Here is a 17,480-nt window from a genome sequence, read left to right on the forward strand (position 1 = left end):
CTGGACGATGTTGCGTATCGTCTTCTTCGCTGCCCTGGGAATCGTCTGCGGCGGGATCGTCGCCAACCTGGTGGGGCCTCCGGGCGCTGCCGCGTGGGCCTTTCCCGTGGGGCTCACGCTGGCGATCCTCGCGGGCACCCTCGTGCTGATCGGGCGTTCGACGCGCGGAATGGGCGGCGCCGATCCCGAGGCGGTGCGCGCGGCCGTCGCGGCGGGCCGCACGGGACTCGCGCGTGTCGACGTGCTGCGGCAGACGGGCACCCAGATCAACGAGCAGCCCGTGTGCGAGCTCGAGCTCACCGTGCAGCCCGCCGCCGGGGCGGCGTACCGGCTCGCGCTGCGGCAGATCGTGCCGCTGGTGCAGATTCCCCGCTTCCAGGTGGGGGCGGTGCTGCCGGTCGCGCAGCTCGCGGACGGACAGCCGGACATCGCGCTGCTCGACGAGGCGAACGGAGGGGTCGCGGCCGCGAGGGCCGCCGCAGGCGGGATCCCGCCCGCATCGGAGGCGGGGCCCCTGCTGCGGCCGGAGCCGGGGGCGCTGCGGGCGGATGGGACGCGGCGGAAGCCGCTGCTCGGCGTGGGGCGGCGCGGACGCCCGCTGCGCTTCCTGCTCTTCGCGGTCTGCTTCGCGCTCGCCGCCTCGGCCGTCCTGCTGCCCTATCGTGCGGCGCTCGCCCAGACCATCGCGGCGCTCCCCGAGGGGCGGCTGCACGCGGATCTGCGCGAGGGGGAGGCGCTGGACGAGGCGCTGCGCAGTCTCGCCGCCGAGATCGGGCACGACCGCGTGGTGGACGTGTCCGTCTCGGCCGACTTCGTCCGCGTCGACGCGCCCGTGCAGCCGGGGGCGATCGAGACCGACTCCTGGATGTATCGCCGCGGCGTGGTCGAGCGCGAGGGACCGGCCACGATCCAGCCCCGCACCGAGGGCGAGCAGTTCGCGCTCGGAGAGGTGAACTGGTCCGCGATCTGGCCGGCGCTGCGTTCGGCGGCCGAGGAGGCCGGCGCGGAGGGCGTGGACGACGCGCTCTTCTCGCTCGGGCGCTCCTCCGAGGACGACATCGACAGTCCCGAGTTCGGCGAGGCCGTCGGAGAGGTGGAGGTGATCGCCGGCTTCACCGGTGACTACCGGAGCCTGAGCGTGCGCATGCGCGGCGACGGCACCGGGGTCGAGGTGCTGGCGGGATAGCGGCGACGCCGCGCCGGGGACGCGCCGGAGCCCCGGCGCGCTCACGGTGCTCGGTGCGGTGCGGTGCGGCCCGAGCGGGGCGGGCTCCCGGCAGGGCTACCCGGCCGGCGCGGCCTGCCGCTCGGAGGGGTCCTCGGCGACGGCCTTGCGTCCGAGCCGCGCCCACGAGCTGCGGATCATGCGCTGGATCGAGCTGTCGAGGGCCACCGCGACGATGAGCGTCGCGCCGACGAGGATCGTCTGCAGGAACGGCGAGGCCTGCATGAACACGAGCCCCGCCCGGAGCACGCGGAAGAACAGCAGGCCCGCCACGACGCCGCTGATGCGGCCGACGCCGCCCTCGAAGGCGACGCCGCCGAGCAGCACGACGGTGAGCACTTCGAGTTCGAGCCCGGAGCCGATGTTGGGGTTCGCCGACTGCACCTTCGCCGAGAGGAACAGCCCCGCGAGGGCGGCGAAGCCGCCGGTCGCCACGAAGAGCAGGAAGCGGGAGCGCTGCACGTTCACGCCCATGAGCCGCGCGGCTCGCTCGTTGCCGCCGATCGCCTTCACCGACTTGCCGAAGGTCGTGTGGTTGAGCACGTACCAGCCCAGCGCGATGACGATGAGCAGCGCGACGATCTGGATCGGGACCGGGCCGAGCTTCAGCGTGCCGATCGCGCGGAACGCCTCGGGCAGTTCGGCGCGCGGGATCGTGCGTCCGTCGGAGAGCAGCAAGGCCAGGCCGCCCCACACGCTGAGGGCGCCGAGCGTGACGACGAAGGAGTTGAGCCGCAGATACGCGACGAGGAAGCCGTTGAGCGCACCGGCCACGACGCCGGTGCCGATGGCCACCGCGAAGCCGAGCAGGGTCGATCCGGTGCCGCTCATGGTCAGGCCGCCGGTGATGGCCGCCACCGACGCCACGGAGCCGACGGAGAGGTCGATCGTCCCCGACATGATGAGGAAGGCCGCCGGGATCGCGATGAGGCCGAGCTCCGCAGCCTGCAGCAGGATGCTCTGCCCGTTCGCGAAGGAGAAGAAGTTCGGCCGCAGGATCGAGAAGACGGCGATGAGCACGATGAGGGCGAGGAAGATGCCGTTCTTGGCGGCGAAGATCTTGAGGCGTTCGGTGTTCATGGTGGATTCCGTTCAGGAGTGCGCGGGCTCGGCGAGTCCGAGGAGCGAGGAGAGCAGCTGGGCGTTGAAGGATTCCGAGCGGGGGACCGGCACGAGCCGGTCGCCGAGCACGGTGTATGCGCGATCGCACATGCTCGCGATCTCGTCCGACTCGCTGGACGCGACGATCACGGCGGCGCCGTTCGCGGCAGCCGCGCGCGCAGCCTCGACGATGTCGAGCTTCGCGCCGACGTCGACCCCCTGGGTGGGCTGGGCGAGGACGAGCAGCGTCGGCCGGGCGGGATAGAGCCAGCGGGCGAGGAGATGCTTCTGGCGGTTGCCGCCGGAGAACTGCGACACCTCCGCATCGGCGGAGGGCCCGCGGATGTCGAGACCGGCCCGGGCCCGGGCGTAGCTTCCGGCGCCCGAGCGGGAGGACACCCACCAGCCGCGCTAGGGGCCGGAGGAGTACCAGGGGAGCATGACGTTGTCGAGGGCGGTCTCGGAGGCGATCAGGCCTTCCGTGTCGCGATCCGGGGGCACGAAGAAGACGCCGCGGCGGATCGCCCTTCCCGGCGATGCGAAGCGGACCTCGGAACCGCACAGGCGATACGGCCGGGGCTCGGCGGCGGCGCCCGCGAGCTGCGCGGCGATGCCGAACTGCTCGCCCCCGGCCATGCCGAAGAGCCCGACCACCTCTCCGGCGCGGGCGGTGATCTCACCCCCGGGCAGGGAGTAGGCGACGACCTCGGGCCCCGGCTCGACGTGGGTGAAGTCGAGCGACCGCAGATCGGGGACGAGCGCCTCCGCGAGCCGCGCCGGAGTGAAGTCGCTTGCCGGGCCGTCCACCACCAGGGCGCCGCCGCGCAGCACGACGATCCGGGTGCAGACCTCCATGATGTCGGGCAGCCGGTGCGAGACGTACAGCACCGAGACGCCCTGCGCGGCGAAGCGGCGGATGAGGGCGTGCAGGGCGTCCGTCTCCGCCTTGCCGAGGGCCGCGGTGGGCTCGTCGAGCAGCAGCACTTTCATCGTGCCCGAGAGCATGCCGCGGGCGATGTCGACCAGCTGGCGCTCACCGAGGCCCAGCGCCTCCACCGGCATGTCGAGCGGAAGATCCGCGCCGACCTCGGCGAGCGCCTCGCGCGCGCGGCGCTGCCGCTCGGCCGTGCCCGGCGCGGAGCGGGCGAGGAACAGGTTCTCGAGCACCGTCATGTTCGGGGCGAGCGCGGGTTCCTGGTGGATGACGGTGATGCCGCGCTGCGCCGCCTCGCGAGGGGTGAGGCGGCCGTCCACGCGCTCGCCGTCGACGGCGAAACCGCCTGAGGTTGCGCCGATCACCCCGGTGGTGACGTTGAACAGGGTGCTCTTCCCCGCGCCGTTGTGGCCGAGCAGGCCGACGATCTCGCCGGGTTCGACGGCGAAGGTGATGTCGTCGAGCGCGCGGGTGGCGCCGAAGTCGACGGTGACGCCGTCGAAGCGGAGCCGGGGCTCGGGTGCGGTCATGGGGGGATCCTCTCGGCGGTGAGCGGCTCGGGTCTGGCGGCGGGGCGCTCCGCGGCGGAGCGCCCCGCGGGGTCACTGGTTCGCGAGGAGGAACTGCTCGGCGTTCTCGCTCGTCACCTCGGTGACCGGCACCGTGGTGTCCTCGACGGGCTCGCCCTCGGCGGCGGCGACCAGCATGCGGGCGTTGGCCTCGGCCAGCTCCCGGGCGGGGGCGATGTAGGCATAGCGCCAGAAGGATCCGGGCTCCATGATGATCTCGAGCTCGGCGTCGGTGGCGTCGAGGTTGAGCAGCAGCATGCTCTCGTCCGTGGGTGACACCCCCGAGTCGGTCAGCGCCTGGTAGGCGCCGAGGGCGGGATCGTTGGCGATCGCCAGCCACACCTTCGTGTCCGGCACGGCGTTGAGCTGATTCTGCACGGCCGCGTAGCCGTCGTCGAGGCTGAGGGTCTTGTGCTCGGTGATGTCGAGGTTCAGATCCGCGGCCTTCAGCGCGTCGAGCATGCCCTTGCCGCGCAGCCGTCCGAGGTCGGTGTCGGGCCAGCCGAGGAAGGCGACGTCGACCTGCTCGTCGCCGTAGTTCTCCTCGATCCACTCGGCCGCCTTCTCGCCGGCGAGCTTGCCGTCGGCCTCGTGGTCGAGGGCGACGGCCGCCTGCACGCCGTCCCAGCTGCTGCCGTAGCCGAGGACGGGGATCCCCGCGTCGTTCGCCTGCTGGGTGACCGCGACCATGGCGTCCGACTGCACGGGGTAGCCCATGATCGCCTTGATGTCGCCGCGCACGATCCAGGACTCCCAGTCCTGCACCTGCGTCTGCGCGTTCCACTTCGGGTCGTCGGTCACGAACTCGTATCCGGCCTCGGTGACGATGGTCTCCATGAACGGCAGCATGTCGTTCCAGATCTGGATGTCGAGACCCGCGAAGCTCATGGCGACGGCGCCCTTGGGCTCGCCGCCGTCCGAGCCGGATCCCGATCCGCCGTCGGAGCCGCAGGCGCTCAGTGCGAGTGCCGCGGCGGCTGCGACGGCGATGCCGGCGGAGATGCGTCGGGTGCGTTTCATGATGTGACTCCTTCGTCCGTGGCTCCGGCGCTGAGGCGAGAGCGGTGCTGAGCGGCCCCCACTGGCCCTCTGCGTCACCCATAAGACCACGAGGGCGCTCTATAGTCAACAGACTTTTTATTTCATTAATGTTTCGACAATTGATTTCACGTATTTGTTGTTATTCGCGAATTCTCGACGCTATGGTGTTCCGTGCCGGGGACGGTCACGAGACACGGCAGGCGCGATCCCCGCGACACGGAAGGAAACCGCAATGGAGCGCAAGACCGGCTACGTCTGGCACGAGCAGTACGCATGGCACGACACGGGAACGCACGCAGGGATCTATCCCTCCGGCGGCTACGTGCAGCCCTACCACAACTTCGAGAGCCCCGAGTCGAAGGCGCGCTTCGCCGGGCTCGTCGAGGTCTCCGGGCTGCTGGACCGGCTCGTGCGCATCCCCGCCCGGCACGTCGAGGCGGAGGACCTGCTGCGCGTGCACACCGCCGGCCACGTGGAGCGCATTCGTGAGCAGTCGGCGACCGGAGGCGACGCCGGGGACGGTTTCTCCCCCTTCGGCCGCGGCGGCTACGACCTCGCCCGGCTCGCCGCGGGAGGGACGCTGGCCGCCGCGGAAGCGGTCATGGACGGGGTGGTCGACAACGCCTACGCGCTCGTGCGCCCGCCCGGCCACCACGCCGAACCGGACCAGGGGCGCGGCTACTGCCTCTTCGCCAATGTGCCGGTGGCGATCGAGGCGCTCCGCGCGGCGGGCAAGCTCCGGCGCGTCGCGATCTTCGACTACGACGTGCACCACGGCAACGGCGCCCAGAAGATCTACTGGGAGGATCCCGATGTGCTCACCATCTCCGTGCATCAGGACCGGCTCTTCCCCGTCGACCTCGGCATGGCGGACGAGCGCGGCGCCGGCGCCGGTGCCGGCACCAACATCAATGTGCCGCTGCCCGCGGGCTCCGGGGACGGCGCCTACTGCTCTGTGGTCGAGGAGGTCGCGGGACCCGCGATCCGCGCCTTCCAGCCGGAGCTGATCCTCGTCTCGAGCGGCTTCGACCCCTCCGCCTTCGATCCGCTCGGCCGCATGAGCGTGACCTCGGACGGCTTCCGGGGGATCGCCGACCGGCTCCTCGCCATCGCCGACGAGGTGTGCGAGGGCCGGATCGTCTTCTCGCACGAGGGCGGGTACTCCGCCGTGCACGTCCCGTTCTGCGGACTCGCCGTACTGGAGTCCCTGAGCGGCGTGCGCACCGGCGTCGAGGACCCCTTCAACGTCTCGGTGGGCCAGTCGCCGACCCGCGAGCTGAGCCCCTGGCAGCGTGAGACGATCGCGCACTCGGCCGATCTGGCGCACGCACTCGGCAGGCTCATGGACTCGGGCGAGCCGGGGAAGCCCTAGCAGGACGCGCCCGGCGCCCGCTCGCCCCGTCCGCCCGGTGACCCGGCGGGCGGGGTCGCGTGCGCGCGCGTGGCTCCCCGGCGCCGGCCGCTCCGGCCCGTCTCCGGGCGGCGGCGCGCTACCGGCCGGTGCCGAGCGGGAAGATCGGCCGGTGGGTGTGCACCGAGTCGTAGAGGAAGGTCTCGATGCTGGCGACCCCGGGGATCTCCCGGATCTGGCGGTTGATCAGCGAGAACAGTCCGGAGGGGGAGGTCGCGTAGGCCTCCACGAGGATGCTGAAGCGACCGGAGCCGAGCACCACGTAGCGCACGCCGTCGAACGCCGCGATCCGATCCGCCACCGCGTCGATGTCGCCGCTCACCTCGATCTGCAGGCTCGCGATGCTCTGCAGGCCCACCGCCCGCGGGCTCGTCACGCCGATGACGCGCACCACACCGCGCTCCTGCAGCCGCTTCACACGCGCCCGGGCGCCGCCCGGGGTCAGGCCGACCTCGGTCCCGAGATCCGCGTAGCTCATTCGGCCGTCGCGTTCGAGCAGCAGGATCAGCTGCTCGTCGATCTCATCGAGCACCCACGGCTGCTCGGGCGCCTCCGGATGCGGCCGCGCCGAGTCGTCGTCGCCGGGGATGCGTGCTTTCGCCATGACATGCAGTATTGCACGGGCGGTTCCGTCGCCGTCCGGTCAGCGTCGCCGTCGCCGTCGCCGGTGCGGGATCATCCTTCCGCGGCGGCCGCGGAGGTCACCGCGAGGCGGCCTCCCGCGAGCGAGAGCCTGATCGCGGTGCCCGCCGGGGCATCCGCGGGATCGCGCAGCACCGCGCCCGGGGAGCCGTCTGCGGCGCGCAGCTGCGCGATCGCGTAGCCTCGCTCGAGCGTCGCCCGGGGAGAGAGCGCCGCCAGCCGGGCACGGCTCTCGGCAAGCGCCGCCGTGCGCTCCAGCACCGCCCGCTCGGCCAGTTCCGTGCCGCGGGCCACCCAGCGGACCAGCTCCTCCGCGCGCTCGTCGACGATGCGCTCCGGCATGGCGAGCGCCGGCCTCCCGCGCAGCTGCGCGATCCGATCCGTCTCGTGCGCGAGCAATTGTCCCAGCCGGCCGCTCATGCGGGCCCGCGCCTGATCGATGCCCGCGAGCTCCTCGCTCACGTCCGGCACGATCCGCTTCGCCGCGTCCGTCGGCGTGGAGGCACGCAGATCCGCGACCTCGTCGAGCAGCGGCCGGTCCGCCTCGTGCCCGATCGCGCTCACGAGCGGCGTGGTCGCGCTCGCCGCCGCCCGCACCACCCGCTCGTCGCTGAAGGGCAGCAGGTTCTGGAAGTCGCCGCCGCCGCGCGCCACGACGATCACCTCGACCTCGGGGTCCCGGTCGAGCGCCTCGATGCCGGCCGCCACCTCGCCCGCCGCGCGGTCGCCCTGCACCGCCGCGTAGTGCAGCTTGAAGCGCACCCCCGGCCAGCGCAGCGTCGCGTTGCGGATCACGTCCTTCTCCGCGTCGGAGTCGCGCCCCGTGACGAGCCCGATGAGCCCCGGCAGGAAGGGGAGCGGGCGCTTGCGAGAGGGATCGAAGAGGCCCTCCTGCTGCAGCTGGCGCCGCAGCCGTTCGAGGCGTTCGAGCAGCTCCCCGAGGCCCACGTGCGAGAGCTCGAAGACCTGCACGGTGAGCGTGCCGCCCTTCACCCAGAAGTTCGGCTTGACGAGCGCGACCACCCGGTCGCCCTGCGCGAAGTCGCTCGTGAGCCGCTGCGCCACGGAGCGCCACACCGTGAAGCTCACGGTCGCGTCCTGCCCGAGGTCCTTCAGCTTGCCGTAGACGTGCCCGCCGCGCAGCTGCCACTGGGTGATCTCGCCCTCGATCCAGACCTGGCCCAGGCGGTCGATCCACGCGGCGATCTTCTCGCTCATGAGGCCCACGGGCCAGGGGGTCTCGCGCGTCGCCGGGGTGGGGGATCCTGCCGCTGCCATGCCCCCAGCCTAAGAGGTCGCGCGGATAGGTGCGTCGTTGCGAGGATGTGCCGGGCTGGGCTCTGGCAAGGCGGAGGAGGAGGGCTTCACTGGTGGTGAAGACTCCGACGACAACGCAGCCAGAGCCCAGCCCGGGACACCGCAGGAGACGCGACCTATCCGCGCGACCTCTAGGGCGGATCCGGCTCGCAGGCGGCCGCGGGTAGACTGGCGGCCATGGATACAGCGGAGCGGATCCGGGAGCAGCGCTCCGTGGGCGCACCGGTCGTGAGCCTCGCGATGCCGCGCGTGCGACGCGAATCCGGCCGCCTCAAGGACGTGCCGGTGGCGGGCGAGAAGAAGGTGCTGCTCGCCGCGCCCCGCGGATACTGCGCCGGGGTCGACCGCGCCGTCGTCGCCGTGGAGCGCGCGCTGGAGCGCTACGGAGCGCCCGTCTACGTCCGCAAGCAGATCGTCCACAACCTGCACGTGGTCCGCACCCTCGAGAAGATGGGCGCGACCTTCGTCGACGAGGTCGACGAGGTGCCCGAGGGCGCCCACGTGGTGTTCTCGGCGCACGGCGTTTCGCCCGCGGTGGTCGCGGAAGCGGCGGAGCGCGGCCTGCACGCCATCGACGCCACCTGCCCGCTCGTAACCAAGGTCCACCGCGAGGCGGTGCGCTTCGCCCGGCAGGACATGGAGATCCTCCTCATCGGCCATCGCGACCACGAGGAGGTCGAGGGCACCAGCGGCGAGGCGCCCGCGCACATCACCATCGTCGACTCGCCCGAGGAGGCGGACGTGGTGGAGGTGCGGGACCCCGAGCGGCTCGTGTGGCTCTCGCAGACCACGCTCTCCGTCGACGAGACCATGGAGACCGTGCGCCGCCTGCGCGCTCGCTTCCCCCGGCTCCAGGACCCGCCGAGCGACGACATCTGCTACGCGACCCAGAACCGGCAGGTGGCGGTCAAGCAGATCGCGCCTCAGGCGGATCTCGTGCTCGTGGTGGGATCCGCGAACTCTTCGAACTCGGTGCGGCTCGTGGAGGTCGCGCTTGAATACGGGGCGAAGGCCGCCCACCGGGTCGACTTCGCGAGCGAGGTGCGGCAGGAGTGGCTCGACGGGGTGCGCACCGTCGGCGTGACGAGCGGCGCCTCGGTGCCCGAGGTGCTCGTGCAGGAGCTGCTCGACGATCTGGCCGACGCGGGCTACGTCGAGGTGCAGGCCGCGGTCACCGCCGAGGAGGACCTGGTGTTCTCGCTGCCCAAGGAGCTGCGACGCGAGGCGGGCGGGGCGATGGACGCCCGCGCGCGGGGCGGGCGCGTGCGGGCCTGAGCCCGGGACGGCGTCCCGTGAGCCGGGCCCCGCGGCTCGGCGTCCCGGATCCGAGGCCGGGAACTACTCCATTCCGCCGCTCTGCAGGTACTGCATCATGCGGTCGAGCGAGCCGGAGGGGTCGCTCTCGAGCTGCTGCATGATCTCCGGGGTGCCGGCCAGCGCGATCATCGGAATGACGAGCGCGAGCACCACGGCGATGCCGCCCGCCGCGAGCGGCACCCAGAAGGCGAGCTTGCGGGCGCGCATGCGCTGAATCGACCAGAGCAGGGTGATCGCGAAGAGCAGCAGGATCGCGAGGCCGCTCACCACGCCGAGCGTGCCCACCCACGGTGCGACCTCGGGCGAGTCGATGCCGATCATGTTCGCGGTGAGGCGCAGCTGCGCCTCACCGCGAACATGATCGGCATCGACTCGCCCGAGGTCGCACCGTGGGTGGGCACGCTCGGCGTGGTGAGCGGCCTCGCGATCCTGCTGCTCTTCGCGATCACCCTGCTCTGGTCGATTCAGCGCATGCGCGCCCGCAAGCTCGCCTTCTGGGTGCCGCTCGCGGCGGGCGGCATCGCCGTGGTGCTCGCGCTCGTCATTCCGATGATCGCGCTGGCCGGCACCCCGGAGATCATGCAGCAGCTCGAGAGCGACCCCTCCGGCTCGCTCGACCGCATGATGCAGTACCTGCAGAGCGGCGGAATGGAGTAGTTCCCGGCCTCGGATCCGGGACGCCGAGCCGCGGGGCCCGGCTCACGGGACGCCGTCCCGGGCTCAGGCCCGCACGCGCCCGCCCCGCGCGCGGGCGTCCATCGCCCCGCCCGCCTCGCGTCGCAGCTCCTTGGGCAGCGAGAACACCAGGTCCTCCTCGGCGGTGACCGCGGCCTGCACCTCGACGTAGCCCGCGTCGGCCAGATCGTCGAGCAGCTCCTGCACGAGCACCTCGGGCACCGAGGCGCCGCTCGTCACGCCGACGGTGCGCACCCCGTCGAGCCACTCCTGCCGCACCTCGCTCGCGAAGTCGACCCGGTGGGCGGCCTTCGCCCCGTATTCAAGCGCGACCTCCACGAGCCGCACCGAGTTCGAAGAGTTCGCGGATCCCACCACGAGCACGAGATCCGCCTGAGGCGCGATCTGCTTGACCGCCACCTGCCGGTTCTGGGTCGCGTAGCAGATGTCGTCGCTCGGCGGGTCCTGGAGCCGGGGGAAGCGAGCGCGCAGGCGGCGCACGGTCTCCATGGTCTCGTCGACGGAGAGCGTGGTCTGCGAGAGCCACACGAGCCGCTCGGGGTCCCGCACCTCCACCACGTCCGCCTCCTCGGGCGAGTCGACGATGGTGATGTGCGCGGGCGCCTCGCCGCTGGTGCCCTCGACCTCCTCGTGGTCGCGATGGCCGATGAGGAGGATCTCCATGTCCTGCCGGGCGAAGCGCACCGCCTCGCGGTGGACCTTGGTTACGAGCGGGCAGGTGGCGTCGATGGCGTGCAGGCCGCGCTCCGCCGCTTCCGCGACCACCGCGGGCGAAACGCCGTGCGCCGAGAACACCACGTGGGCGCCCTCGGGCACCTCGTCGACCTCGTCGACGAAGGTCGCGCCCATCTTCTCGAGGGTGCGGACCACGTGCAGGTTGTGGACGATCTGCTTGCGGACGTAGACGGGCGCTCCGTAGCGCTCCAGCGCGCGCTCCACGGCGACGACGGCGCGGTCGACCCCGGCGCAGTATCCGCGGGGCGCGGCGAGCAGCACCTTCTTCTCGCCCGCCACCGGCACGTCCTTGAGGCGGCCGGATTCGCGTCGCACGCGCGGCATCGCGAGGCTCACGACCGGTGCGCCCACGGAGCGCTGCTCCCGGATCCGCTCCGCTGTATCCATGGCCGCCAGTCTACCCGCGGCCGCCTGCGAGCCGGATCCGCCCTAGAGGTCGCGCGGATAGGTCGCGTCTCCTGCGGTGTCCCGGGCTGGGCTCTGGCTGCGTTGTCGTCGGAGTCTTCACCACCAGTGAAGCCCTCCTCCTCCGCCTTGCCAGAGCCCAGCCCGGCACATCCTCGCAACGACGCACCTATCCGCGCGACCTCTTAGGCTGGGGGCATGGCAGCGGCAGGATCCCCCACCCCGGCGACGCGCGAGACCCCCTGGCCCGTGGGCCTCATGAGCGAGAAGATCGCCGCGTGGATCGACCGCCTGGGCCAGGTCTGGATCGAGGGCGAGATCACCCAGTGGCAGCTGCGCGGCGGGCACGTCTACGGCAAGCTGAAGGACCTCGGGCAGGACGCGACCGTGAGCTTCACGGTGTGGCGCTCCGTGGCGCAGCGGCTCACGAGCGACTTCGCGCAGGGCGACCGGGTGGTCGCGCTCGTCAAGCCGAACTTCTGGGTGAAGGGCGGCACGCTCACCGTGCAGGTCTTCGAGCTCTCGCACGTGGGCCTCGGGGAGCTGCTCGAACGCCTCGAACGGCTGCGGCGCCAGCTGCAGCAGGAGGGCCTCTTCGATCCCTCTCGCAAGCGCCCGCTCCCCTTCCTGCCGGGGCTCATCGGGCTCGTCACGGGGCGCGACTCCGACGCGGAGAAGGACGTGATCCGCAACGCGACGCTGCGCTGGCCGGGGGTGCGCTTCAAGCTGCACTACGCGGCGGTGCAGGGCGACCGCGCGGCGGGCGAGGTGGCGGCCGGCATCGAGGCGCTCGACCGGGACCCCGAGGTCGAGGTGATCGTCGTGGCGCGCGGCGGCGGCGACTTCCAGAACCTGCTGCCCTTCAGCGACGAGCGGGTGGTGCGGGCGGCGGCGAGCGCGACCACGCCGCTCGTGAGCGCGATCGGGCACGAGGCGGACCGGCCGCTGCTCGACGAGGTCGCGGATCTGCGTGCCTCCACGCCGACGGACGCGGCGAAGCGGATCGTGCCGGACGTGAGCGAGGAGCTCGCGGGCATCGATCAGGCGCGGGCCCGCATGAGCGGCCGGCTGGGACAATTGCTCGCGCACGAGACGGATCGGATCGCGCAGCTGCGCGGGAGGCCGGCGCTCGCCATGCCGGAGCGCATCGTCGACGAGCGCGCGGAGGAGCTGGTCCGCTGGGTGGCCCGCGGCACGGAACTGGCCGAGCGGGCGGTGCTGGAGCGCACGGCGGCGCTTGCCGAGAGCCGTGCCCGGCTGGCGGCGCTCTCTCCCCGGGCGACGCTCGAGCGAGGCTACGCGATCGCGCAGCTGCGCGCCGCAGACGGCTCCCCGGGCGCGGTGCTGCGCGATCCCGCGGATGCCCCGGCGGGCACCGCGATCAGGCTCTCGCTCGCGGGAGGCCGCCTCGCGGTGACCTCCGCGGCCGCCGCGGAAGGATGATCCCGCACCGGCGACGGCGACGGCGACGCTGACCGGACGGCGACGGAACCGCCCGTGCAATACTGCATGTCATGGCGAAAGCACGCATCCCCGGCGACGACGACTCGGCGCGGCCGCATCCGGAGGCGCCCGAGCAGCCGTGGGTGCTCGATGAGATCGACGAGCAGCTGATCCTGCTGCTCGAACGCGACGGCCGAATGAGCTACGCGGATCTCGGGACCGAGGTCGGCCTGACCCCGGGCGGCGCCCGGGCGCGTGTGAAGCGGCTGCAGGAGCGCGGTGTGGTGCGCGTCATCGGCGTGACGAGCCCGCGGGCGGTGGGCCTGCAGAGCATCGCGAGCCTGCAGATCGAGGTGAGCGGCGACATCGACGCGGTGGCGGATCGGATCGCGGCGTTCGACGGCGTGCGCTACGTGGTGCTCGGCTCCGGTCGCTTCAGCATCCTCGTGGAGGCCTACGCGACCTCCCCCTCCGGACTGTTCTCGCTGATCAACCGCCAGATCCGGGAGATCCCCGGGGTCGCCAGCATCGAGACCTTCCTCTACGACTCGGTGCACACCCACCGGCCGATCTTCCCGCTCGGCACCGGCCGGTAGCGCGCCGCCGCCCGGAGACGGGCCGGAGCGGCCGGCGCCGGGGAGCCACGCGCGCGCACGCGACCCCGCCCGCCGGGTCACCGGGCGGACGGGGCGAGCGGGCGCCGGGCGCGTCCTGCTAGGGCTTCCCCGGCTCGCCCGAGTCCATGAGCCTGCCGAGTGCGTGCGCCAGATCGGCCGAGTGCGCGATCGTCTCACGCTGCCAGGGGCTCAGCTCGCGGGTCGGCGACTGGCCCACCGAGACGTTGAAGGGGTCCTCGACGCCGGTGCGCACGCCGCTCAGGGACTCCAGTACGGCGAGTCCGCAGAACGGGACGTGCACGGCGGAGTACCCGCCCTCGTGCGAGAAGACGATCCGGCCCTCGCACACCTCGTCGGCGATGGCGAGGAGCCGGTCGGCGATCCCCCGGAAGCCGTCCGAGGTCACGCTCATGCGGCCGAGCGGATCGAAGGCGGAGGGGTCGAAGCCGCTCGAGACGAGGATCAGCTCCGGCTGGAAGGCGCGGATCGCGGGTCCCGCGACCTCCTCGACCACAGAGCAGTAGGCGCCGTCCCCGGAGCCCGCGGGCAGCGGCACATTGATGTTGGTGCCGGCACCGGCGCCGGCGCCGCGCTCGTCCGCCATGCCGAGGTCGACGGGGAAGAGCCGGTCCTGATGCACGGAGATGGTGAGCACATCGGGATCCTCCCAGTAGATCTTCTGGGCGCCGTTGCCGTGGTGCACGTCGTAGTCGAAGATCGCGACGCGCCGGAGCTTGCCCGCCGCGCGGAGCGCCTCGATCGCCACCGGCACATTGGCGAAGAGGCAGTAGCCGCGCCCCTGGTCCGGTTCGGCGTGGTGGCCGGGCGGGCGCACGAGCGCGTAGGCGTTGTCGACCACCCCGTCCATGACCGCTTCCGCGGCGGCCAGCGTCCCTCCCGCGGCGAGCCGGGCGAGGTCGTAGCCGCCGCGGCCGAAGGGGGAGAAACCGTCCCCGGCGTCGCCTCCGGTCGCCGACTGCTCACGAATGCGCTCCACGTGGCCGGCGGTGTGCACGCGCAGCAGGTCCTCCGCCTCGACGTGCCGGGCGGGGATGCGCACGAGCCGGTCCAGCAGCCCGGAGACCTCGACGAGCCCGGCGAAGCGCGCCTTCGACTCGGGGCTCTCGAAGTTGTGGTAGGGCTGCACGTAGCCGCCGGAGGGATAGATCCCTGCGTGCGTTCCCGTGTCGTGCCATGCGTACTGCTCGTGCCAGACGTAGCCGGTCTTGCGCTCCATTGCGGTTTCCTTCCGTGTCGCGGGGATCGCGCCTGCCGTGTCTCGTGACCGTCCCCGGCACGGAACACCATAGCGTCGAGAATTCGCGAATAACAACAAATACGTGAAATCAATTGTCGAAACATTAATGAAATAAAAAGTCTGTTGACTATAGAGCGCCCTCGTGGTCTTATGGGTGACGCAGAGGGCCAGTGGGGGCCGCTCAGCACCGCTCTCGCCTCAGCGCCGGAGCCACGGACGAAGGAGTCACATCATGAAACGCACCCGACGCATCTCCGCCGGCATCGCCGTCGCAGCCGCCGCGGCACTCGCACTGAGCGCCTGCGGCTCCGACGGCGGATCGGGATCCGGCTCGGACGGCGGCGAGCCCAAGGGCGCCGTCGCCATGAGCTTCGCGGGTCTCGACATCCAGATCTGGAACGACATGCTGCCGTTCATGGAGACCATCGTCACCGAGGCCGGATACGAGTTCGTGACCGACGACCCGAAGTGGAACGCGCAGACGCAGGTGCAGGACTGGGAGTCCTGGATCGTGCGCGGCGACATCAAGGCGATCATGGGCTACCCCGTGCAGTCGGACGCCATGGTCGCGGTCACCCAGCAGGCGAACGACGCGGGGATCCCCGTCCTCGGCTACGGCAGCAGCTGGGACGGCGTGCAGGCGGCCGTCGCCCTCGACCACGAGGCCGACGGCAAGCTCGCCGGCGAGAAGGCGGCCGAGTGGATCGAGGAGAACTACGGCGACGAGCAGGTCGACGTCGCCTTCCTCGGCTGGCCCGACACCGACCTCGGACGGCTGCGCGGCAAGGGCATGCTCGACGCGCTGAAGGCCGCGGATCTGAACCTCGACATCACCGAGCACAAGACCCTCAGCCTCGACGACGGCTACGCGGCCGTGCAGAATCAGCTCAACGCCGTGCCGGACACGAAGGTGTGGCTGGCGATCGCCAACGATCCCGCCCTCGGCGCCTACCAGGCGCTGACCGACTCGGGGGTGTCACCCACGGACGAGAGCATGCTGCTGCTCAACCTCGACGCCACCGACGCCGAGCTCGAGATCATCATGGAGCCCGGATCCTTCTGGCGCTATGCCTACATCGCCCCCGCCCGGGAGCTGGCCGAGGCCAACGCCCGCATGCTGGTCGCCGCCGCCGAGGGCGAGCCCGTCGAGGACACCACGGTGCCGGTCACCGAGGTGACGAGCGAGAACGCCGAGCAGTTCCTCCTCGCGAACCAGTGACCCCGCGGGGCGCTCCGCCGCGGAGCGCCCCGCCGCCAGACCCGAGCCGCTCACCGCCGAGAGGATCCCCCCATGACCGCACCCGAGCCCCGGCTCCGCTTCGACGGCGTCACCGTCGACTTCGGCGCCACCCGCGCGCTCGACGACATCACCTTCGCCGTCGAACCCGGCGAGATCGTCGGCCTGCTCGGCCACAACGGCGCGGGGAAGAGCACCCTGTTCAACGTCACCACCGGGGTGATCGGCGCAACCTCAGGCGGTTTCGCCGTCGACGGCGAGCGCGTGGACGGCCGCCTCACCCCTCGCGAGGCGGCGCAGCGCGGCATCACCGTCATCCACCAGGAACCCGCGCTCGCCCCGAACATGACGGTGCTCGAGAACCTGTTCCTCGCCCGCTCCGCGCCGGGCACGGCCGAGCGGCAGCGCCGCGCGCGCGAGGCGCTCGCCGAGGTCGGCGCGGATCTTCCGCTCGACATGCCGGTGGAGGCGCTGGGCCTCGGTGAGCGCCAGCTGGTCGACATCGCCCGCGGCATGCTCTCGGGCACGATGAAAGTGCTGCTGCTCGACGAGCCCACCGCGGCCCTCGGCAAGGCGGAGACGGACGCCCTGCACGCCCTCATCCGCCGCTTCGCCGCGCAGGGCGTCTCGGTGCTGTACGTCTCGCACCGGCTGCCCGACATCATGGAGGTCTGCACCCGGATCGTCGTGCTGCGCGGCGGCGCCCTGGTGGTGGACGGCCCGGCAAGCGACTTCACTCCGGCGCGGCTCGCGGAGGCGCTCGTCCCCGATCTGCGGTCGCTCGACTTCACCCACGTCGAGCCGGGGCCCGAGGTCGTCGCCTACTCCCTGCCCGGGGGTGAGATCACCGCCCGCGCCGGAGAGGTGGTCGGGCTCTTCGGCATGGCCGGGGGCGAGCAGTTCGGCATCGCCGCGCAGCTCGCGGGCGCCGCCGCCGAGCCCCGGCCGTATCGCCTGTGCGGTTCCGAGGTCCGCTTCGCATCGCCGGGAAGGGCGATCCGCCGCGGCGTCTTCTTCGTGCCCCCGGATCGCGACACGGAAGGCCTGATCGCCTCCGAGACCGCCCTCGACAACGTCATGCTCCCCTGGTACTCCTCCGGCCCCTAGCGCGGCTGGTGGGTGTCCTCCCGCTCGGGCGCCGGAAGCTACGCCCGGGCCCGGGCCGGTCTCGACATCCGCGGGCCCTCCGCCGATGCGGAGGTGTCGCAGTTCTCCGGCGGCAACCGCCAGAAGCATCTCCTCGCCCGCTGGCTCTATCCCGCCCGGCCGACGCTGCTCGTCCTCGCCCAGCCCACCCAGGGGGTCGACGTCGGCGCGAAGCTCGACATCGTCGAGGCTGCGCGCGCGGCTGCCGCGAACGGCGCCGCCGTGATCGTCGCGTCCAGCGAGTCGGACGAGATCGCGAGCATGTGCGATCGCGCATACACCGTGCTCGGCGACCGGCTCGTGCCGGTCCCCCGCTCGGAATCCTTCAACGCCCAGCTGCTCTCCTCGCTCCTCGGACTCGCCGAGCCCGCGCACTCCTGAACGGA

Annotated in this window: 18 protein-coding genes; 9 read left to right on the forward strand and 9 right to left on the reverse strand. The window is 72.0% G+C overall.

What is annotated here, in order from left to right; genetic code table 11:
* Positions 1 to 7 precede the first annotated feature (7 nt).
* A complete protein-coding gene (locus tag B4915_RS00370; protein WP_146119977.1) occupies positions 8 to 1,186 on the forward strand; it encodes a hypothetical protein in 1,179 nt (392 codons plus the stop codon).
* A 96-nt stretch (positions 1,187 to 1,282) separates the two neighbouring features.
* Here B4915_RS00370 and B4915_RS00375 read toward each other — a convergent pair whose 3' ends face one another.
* The 4 genes from B4915_RS00375 to B4915_RS00385 all read right to left on the reverse strand — a co-directional run bounded on the left by B4915_RS00375 (position 1,283) and on the right by B4915_RS00385 (position 4,849).
* A complete protein-coding gene (locus B4915_RS00375; RefSeq protein ID WP_105803912.1) occupies positions 1,283 to 2,305 on the reverse strand; it encodes an ABC transporter permease in 1,023 nt (340 codons plus the stop codon).
* A gap of 12 nt (positions 2,306 to 2,317) precedes the next feature.
* Positions 2,318 to 2,725, reverse strand: coding sequence for a sugar ABC transporter ATP-binding protein (locus B4915_RS14800; RefSeq protein ID WP_245907263.1), 408 nt, complete (start codon positions 2,723 to 2,725; stop codon positions 2,318 to 2,320).
* A gap of 12 nt (positions 2,726 to 2,737) precedes the next feature.
* Complete coding sequence (locus tag B4915_RS00380; protein ID WP_245907264.1) at positions 2,738 to 3,790, reverse strand: ATP-binding cassette domain-containing protein; 1,053 nt, start codon at positions 3,788 to 3,790, stop codon at positions 2,738 to 2,740.
* A gap of 72 nt (positions 3,791 to 3,862) precedes the next feature.
* Positions 3,863 to 4,849, reverse strand: coding sequence for a sugar ABC transporter substrate-binding protein (locus B4915_RS00385; protein WP_105803913.1), 987 nt, complete (start codon positions 4,847 to 4,849; stop codon positions 3,863 to 3,865).
* A 253-nt stretch (positions 4,850 to 5,102) separates the two neighbouring features.
* Between B4915_RS00385 and B4915_RS00390 the strand changes: the two genes are divergently transcribed.
* Positions 5,103 to 6,242: a class II histone deacetylase gene (locus B4915_RS00390; protein WP_105803914.1), complete on the forward strand. Its 1,140-nt coding sequence runs from the start codon at positions 5,103 to 5,105 to the stop codon at positions 6,240 to 6,242.
* 118 nt (positions 6,243 to 6,360) lie between these two features.
* Here B4915_RS00390 and B4915_RS00395 read toward each other — a convergent pair whose 3' ends face one another.
* Both B4915_RS00395 and xseA (B4915_RS00400) read right to left on the reverse strand, forming a co-directional pair.
* Positions 6,361 to 6,885, reverse strand: coding sequence for an Lrp/AsnC family transcriptional regulator (locus B4915_RS00395; RefSeq protein ID WP_105803915.1), 525 nt, complete (start codon positions 6,883 to 6,885; stop codon positions 6,361 to 6,363).
* Between the two features lie 71 nt (positions 6,886 to 6,956).
* Positions 6,957 to 8,201 (reverse strand): exodeoxyribonuclease VII large subunit, encoded by a 1,245-nt coding sequence (gene xseA / locus B4915_RS00400; protein WP_105803916.1) that lies wholly within the window; start codon positions 8,199 to 8,201, stop codon positions 6,957 to 6,959.
* Positions 8,202 to 8,480: 279 nt separating this feature from the next.
* Between xseA (B4915_RS00400) and B4915_RS00405 the strand changes: the two genes are divergently transcribed.
* Entirely contained in the window at positions 8,481 to 9,515 is a 1,035-nt protein-coding gene (locus B4915_RS00405; protein ID WP_105803958.1) for a 4-hydroxy-3-methylbut-2-enyl diphosphate reductase, read from the forward strand.
* Positions 9,516 to 9,578: 63 nt separating this feature from the next.
* Here the strand turns inward: B4915_RS00405 and B4915_RS00410 are convergent, their stop codons facing one another.
* A complete protein-coding gene (locus tag B4915_RS00410) occupies positions 9,579 to 9,896 on the reverse strand; it encodes a DUF6264 family protein (RefSeq protein WP_281258175.1) in 318 nt (105 codons plus the stop codon).
* On the opposite strand from B4915_RS00410, the gene B4915_RS00415 reads away from it, so the two are divergent.
* Positions 9,897 to 10,214, forward strand: coding sequence for a DUF6264 family protein (locus B4915_RS00415; RefSeq protein WP_281258175.1), 318 nt, complete (start codon positions 9,897 to 9,899; stop codon positions 10,212 to 10,214).
* A gap of 63 nt (positions 10,215 to 10,277) precedes the next feature.
* On the opposite strand, the gene B4915_RS00420 is transcribed toward B4915_RS00415, so the two are convergent.
* Positions 10,278 to 11,312 (reverse strand): 4-hydroxy-3-methylbut-2-enyl diphosphate reductase, encoded by a 1,035-nt coding sequence (locus tag B4915_RS00420; protein ID WP_105803958.1) that lies wholly within the window; start codon positions 11,310 to 11,312, stop codon positions 10,278 to 10,280.
* Positions 11,313 to 11,591: 279 nt separating this feature from the next.
* Between B4915_RS00420 and xseA (B4915_RS00425) the strand changes: the two genes are divergently transcribed.
* Both xseA (B4915_RS00425) and B4915_RS00430 read left to right on the forward strand, forming a co-directional pair.
* Positions 11,592 to 12,836 (forward strand): exodeoxyribonuclease VII large subunit, encoded by a 1,245-nt coding sequence (gene xseA, locus B4915_RS00425; RefSeq protein WP_105803916.1) that lies wholly within the window; start codon positions 11,592 to 11,594, stop codon positions 12,834 to 12,836.
* 71 nt (positions 12,837 to 12,907) lie between these two features.
* Positions 12,908 to 13,432 carry an Lrp/AsnC family transcriptional regulator gene (locus tag B4915_RS00430; protein WP_105803915.1) on the forward strand — a complete coding sequence of 175 codons (525 nt, stop codon included), beginning with the start codon at positions 12,908 to 12,910 and terminating at the stop codon, positions 13,430 to 13,432.
* 118 nt (positions 13,433 to 13,550) lie between these two features.
* Here the strand turns inward: B4915_RS00430 and B4915_RS00435 are convergent, their stop codons facing one another.
* Positions 13,551 to 14,690: a class II histone deacetylase gene (locus B4915_RS00435; RefSeq protein WP_105803914.1), complete on the reverse strand. Its 1,140-nt coding sequence runs from the start codon at positions 14,688 to 14,690 to the stop codon at positions 13,551 to 13,553.
* Between the two features lie 253 nt (positions 14,691 to 14,943).
* On the opposite strand from B4915_RS00435, the gene B4915_RS00440 reads away from it, so the two are divergent.
* The 3 genes from B4915_RS00440 (at position 14,944) to B4915_RS14805 (ending at position 17,475) form a co-directional block, all read left to right on the forward strand.
* The gene (locus B4915_RS00440) at positions 14,944 to 15,930 is read left to right on the forward strand and encodes a sugar ABC transporter substrate-binding protein (RefSeq protein ID WP_105803913.1); all 987 of its coding nucleotides are present in this window, start codon (positions 14,944 to 14,946) and stop codon (positions 15,928 to 15,930) included.
* A gap of 72 nt (positions 15,931 to 16,002) precedes the next feature.
* Positions 16,003 to 17,055 carry an ATP-binding cassette domain-containing protein gene (locus tag B4915_RS00445; protein ID WP_245907264.1) on the forward strand — a complete coding sequence of 351 codons (1,053 nt, stop codon included), beginning with the start codon at positions 16,003 to 16,005 and terminating at the stop codon, positions 17,053 to 17,055.
* Positions 17,056 to 17,067: 12 nt separating this feature from the next.
* Positions 17,068 to 17,475 carry a sugar ABC transporter ATP-binding protein gene (locus tag B4915_RS14805; RefSeq protein ID WP_245907263.1) on the forward strand — a complete coding sequence of 136 codons (408 nt, stop codon included), beginning with the start codon at positions 17,068 to 17,070 and terminating at the stop codon, positions 17,473 to 17,475.
* The last annotated feature ends 5 nt before the right edge of the window (positions 17,476 to 17,480 follow it).

Origin of the sequence: Leucobacter massiliensis (genome assembly GCF_002982315.1) — a bacterium.
In the GTDB taxonomy this organism is placed as follows: Bacteria; Actinomycetota; Actinomycetes; order Actinomycetales; family Microbacteriaceae; genus Leucobacter; species Leucobacter massiliensis.

Bases quoted from the DNA above. Each gene is read 5' to 3' on its own strand.
- B4915_RS00405 (WP_105803958.1), top strand. From the start codon at position 8,481: ATGCCGCGCGTGCGACGCGAATCCGGCCGCCTCAAGGACGTGCCGGTG.
- B4915_RS00380 (WP_245907264.1), bottom strand. From the start codon at position 3,790: ATGACCGCACCCGAGCCCCGGCTCCGCTTCGACGGCGTCACCGTCGAC.
- xseA (WP_105803916.1), top strand. From the start codon at position 11,592: ATGGCAGCGGCAGGATCCCCCACCCCGGCGACGCGCGAGACCCCCTGG.
- xseA (WP_105803916.1), bottom strand. From the start codon at position 8,201: ATGGCAGCGGCAGGATCCCCCACCCCGGCGACGCGCGAGACCCCCTGG.
- B4915_RS00420 (WP_105803958.1), bottom strand. From the start codon at position 11,312: ATGCCGCGCGTGCGACGCGAATCCGGCCGCCTCAAGGACGTGCCGGTG.
- B4915_RS00385 (WP_105803913.1), bottom strand. From the start codon at position 4,849: ATGAAACGCACCCGACGCATCTCCGCCGGCATCGCCGTCGCAGCCGCC.
- B4915_RS00430 (WP_105803915.1), top strand. From the start codon at position 12,908: ATGGCGAAAGCACGCATCCCCGGCGACGACGACTCGGCGCGGCCGCAT.
- B4915_RS00435 (WP_105803914.1), bottom strand. From the start codon at position 14,690: ATGGAGCGCAAGACCGGCTACGTCTGGCACGAGCAGTACGCATGGCAC.
- B4915_RS00370 (WP_146119977.1), top strand. From the start codon at position 8: ATGTTGCGTATCGTCTTCTTCGCTGCCCTGGGAATCGTCTGCGGCGGG.
- B4915_RS00390 (WP_105803914.1), top strand. From the start codon at position 5,103: ATGGAGCGCAAGACCGGCTACGTCTGGCACGAGCAGTACGCATGGCAC.
- B4915_RS00395 (WP_105803915.1), bottom strand. From the start codon at position 6,885: ATGGCGAAAGCACGCATCCCCGGCGACGACGACTCGGCGCGGCCGCAT.
- B4915_RS00375 (WP_105803912.1), bottom strand. From the start codon at position 2,305: ATGAACACCGAACGCCTCAAGATCTTCGCCGCCAAGAACGGCATCTTC.
- B4915_RS00445 (WP_245907264.1), top strand. From the start codon at position 16,003: ATGACCGCACCCGAGCCCCGGCTCCGCTTCGACGGCGTCACCGTCGAC.
- B4915_RS00440 (WP_105803913.1), top strand. From the start codon at position 14,944: ATGAAACGCACCCGACGCATCTCCGCCGGCATCGCCGTCGCAGCCGCC.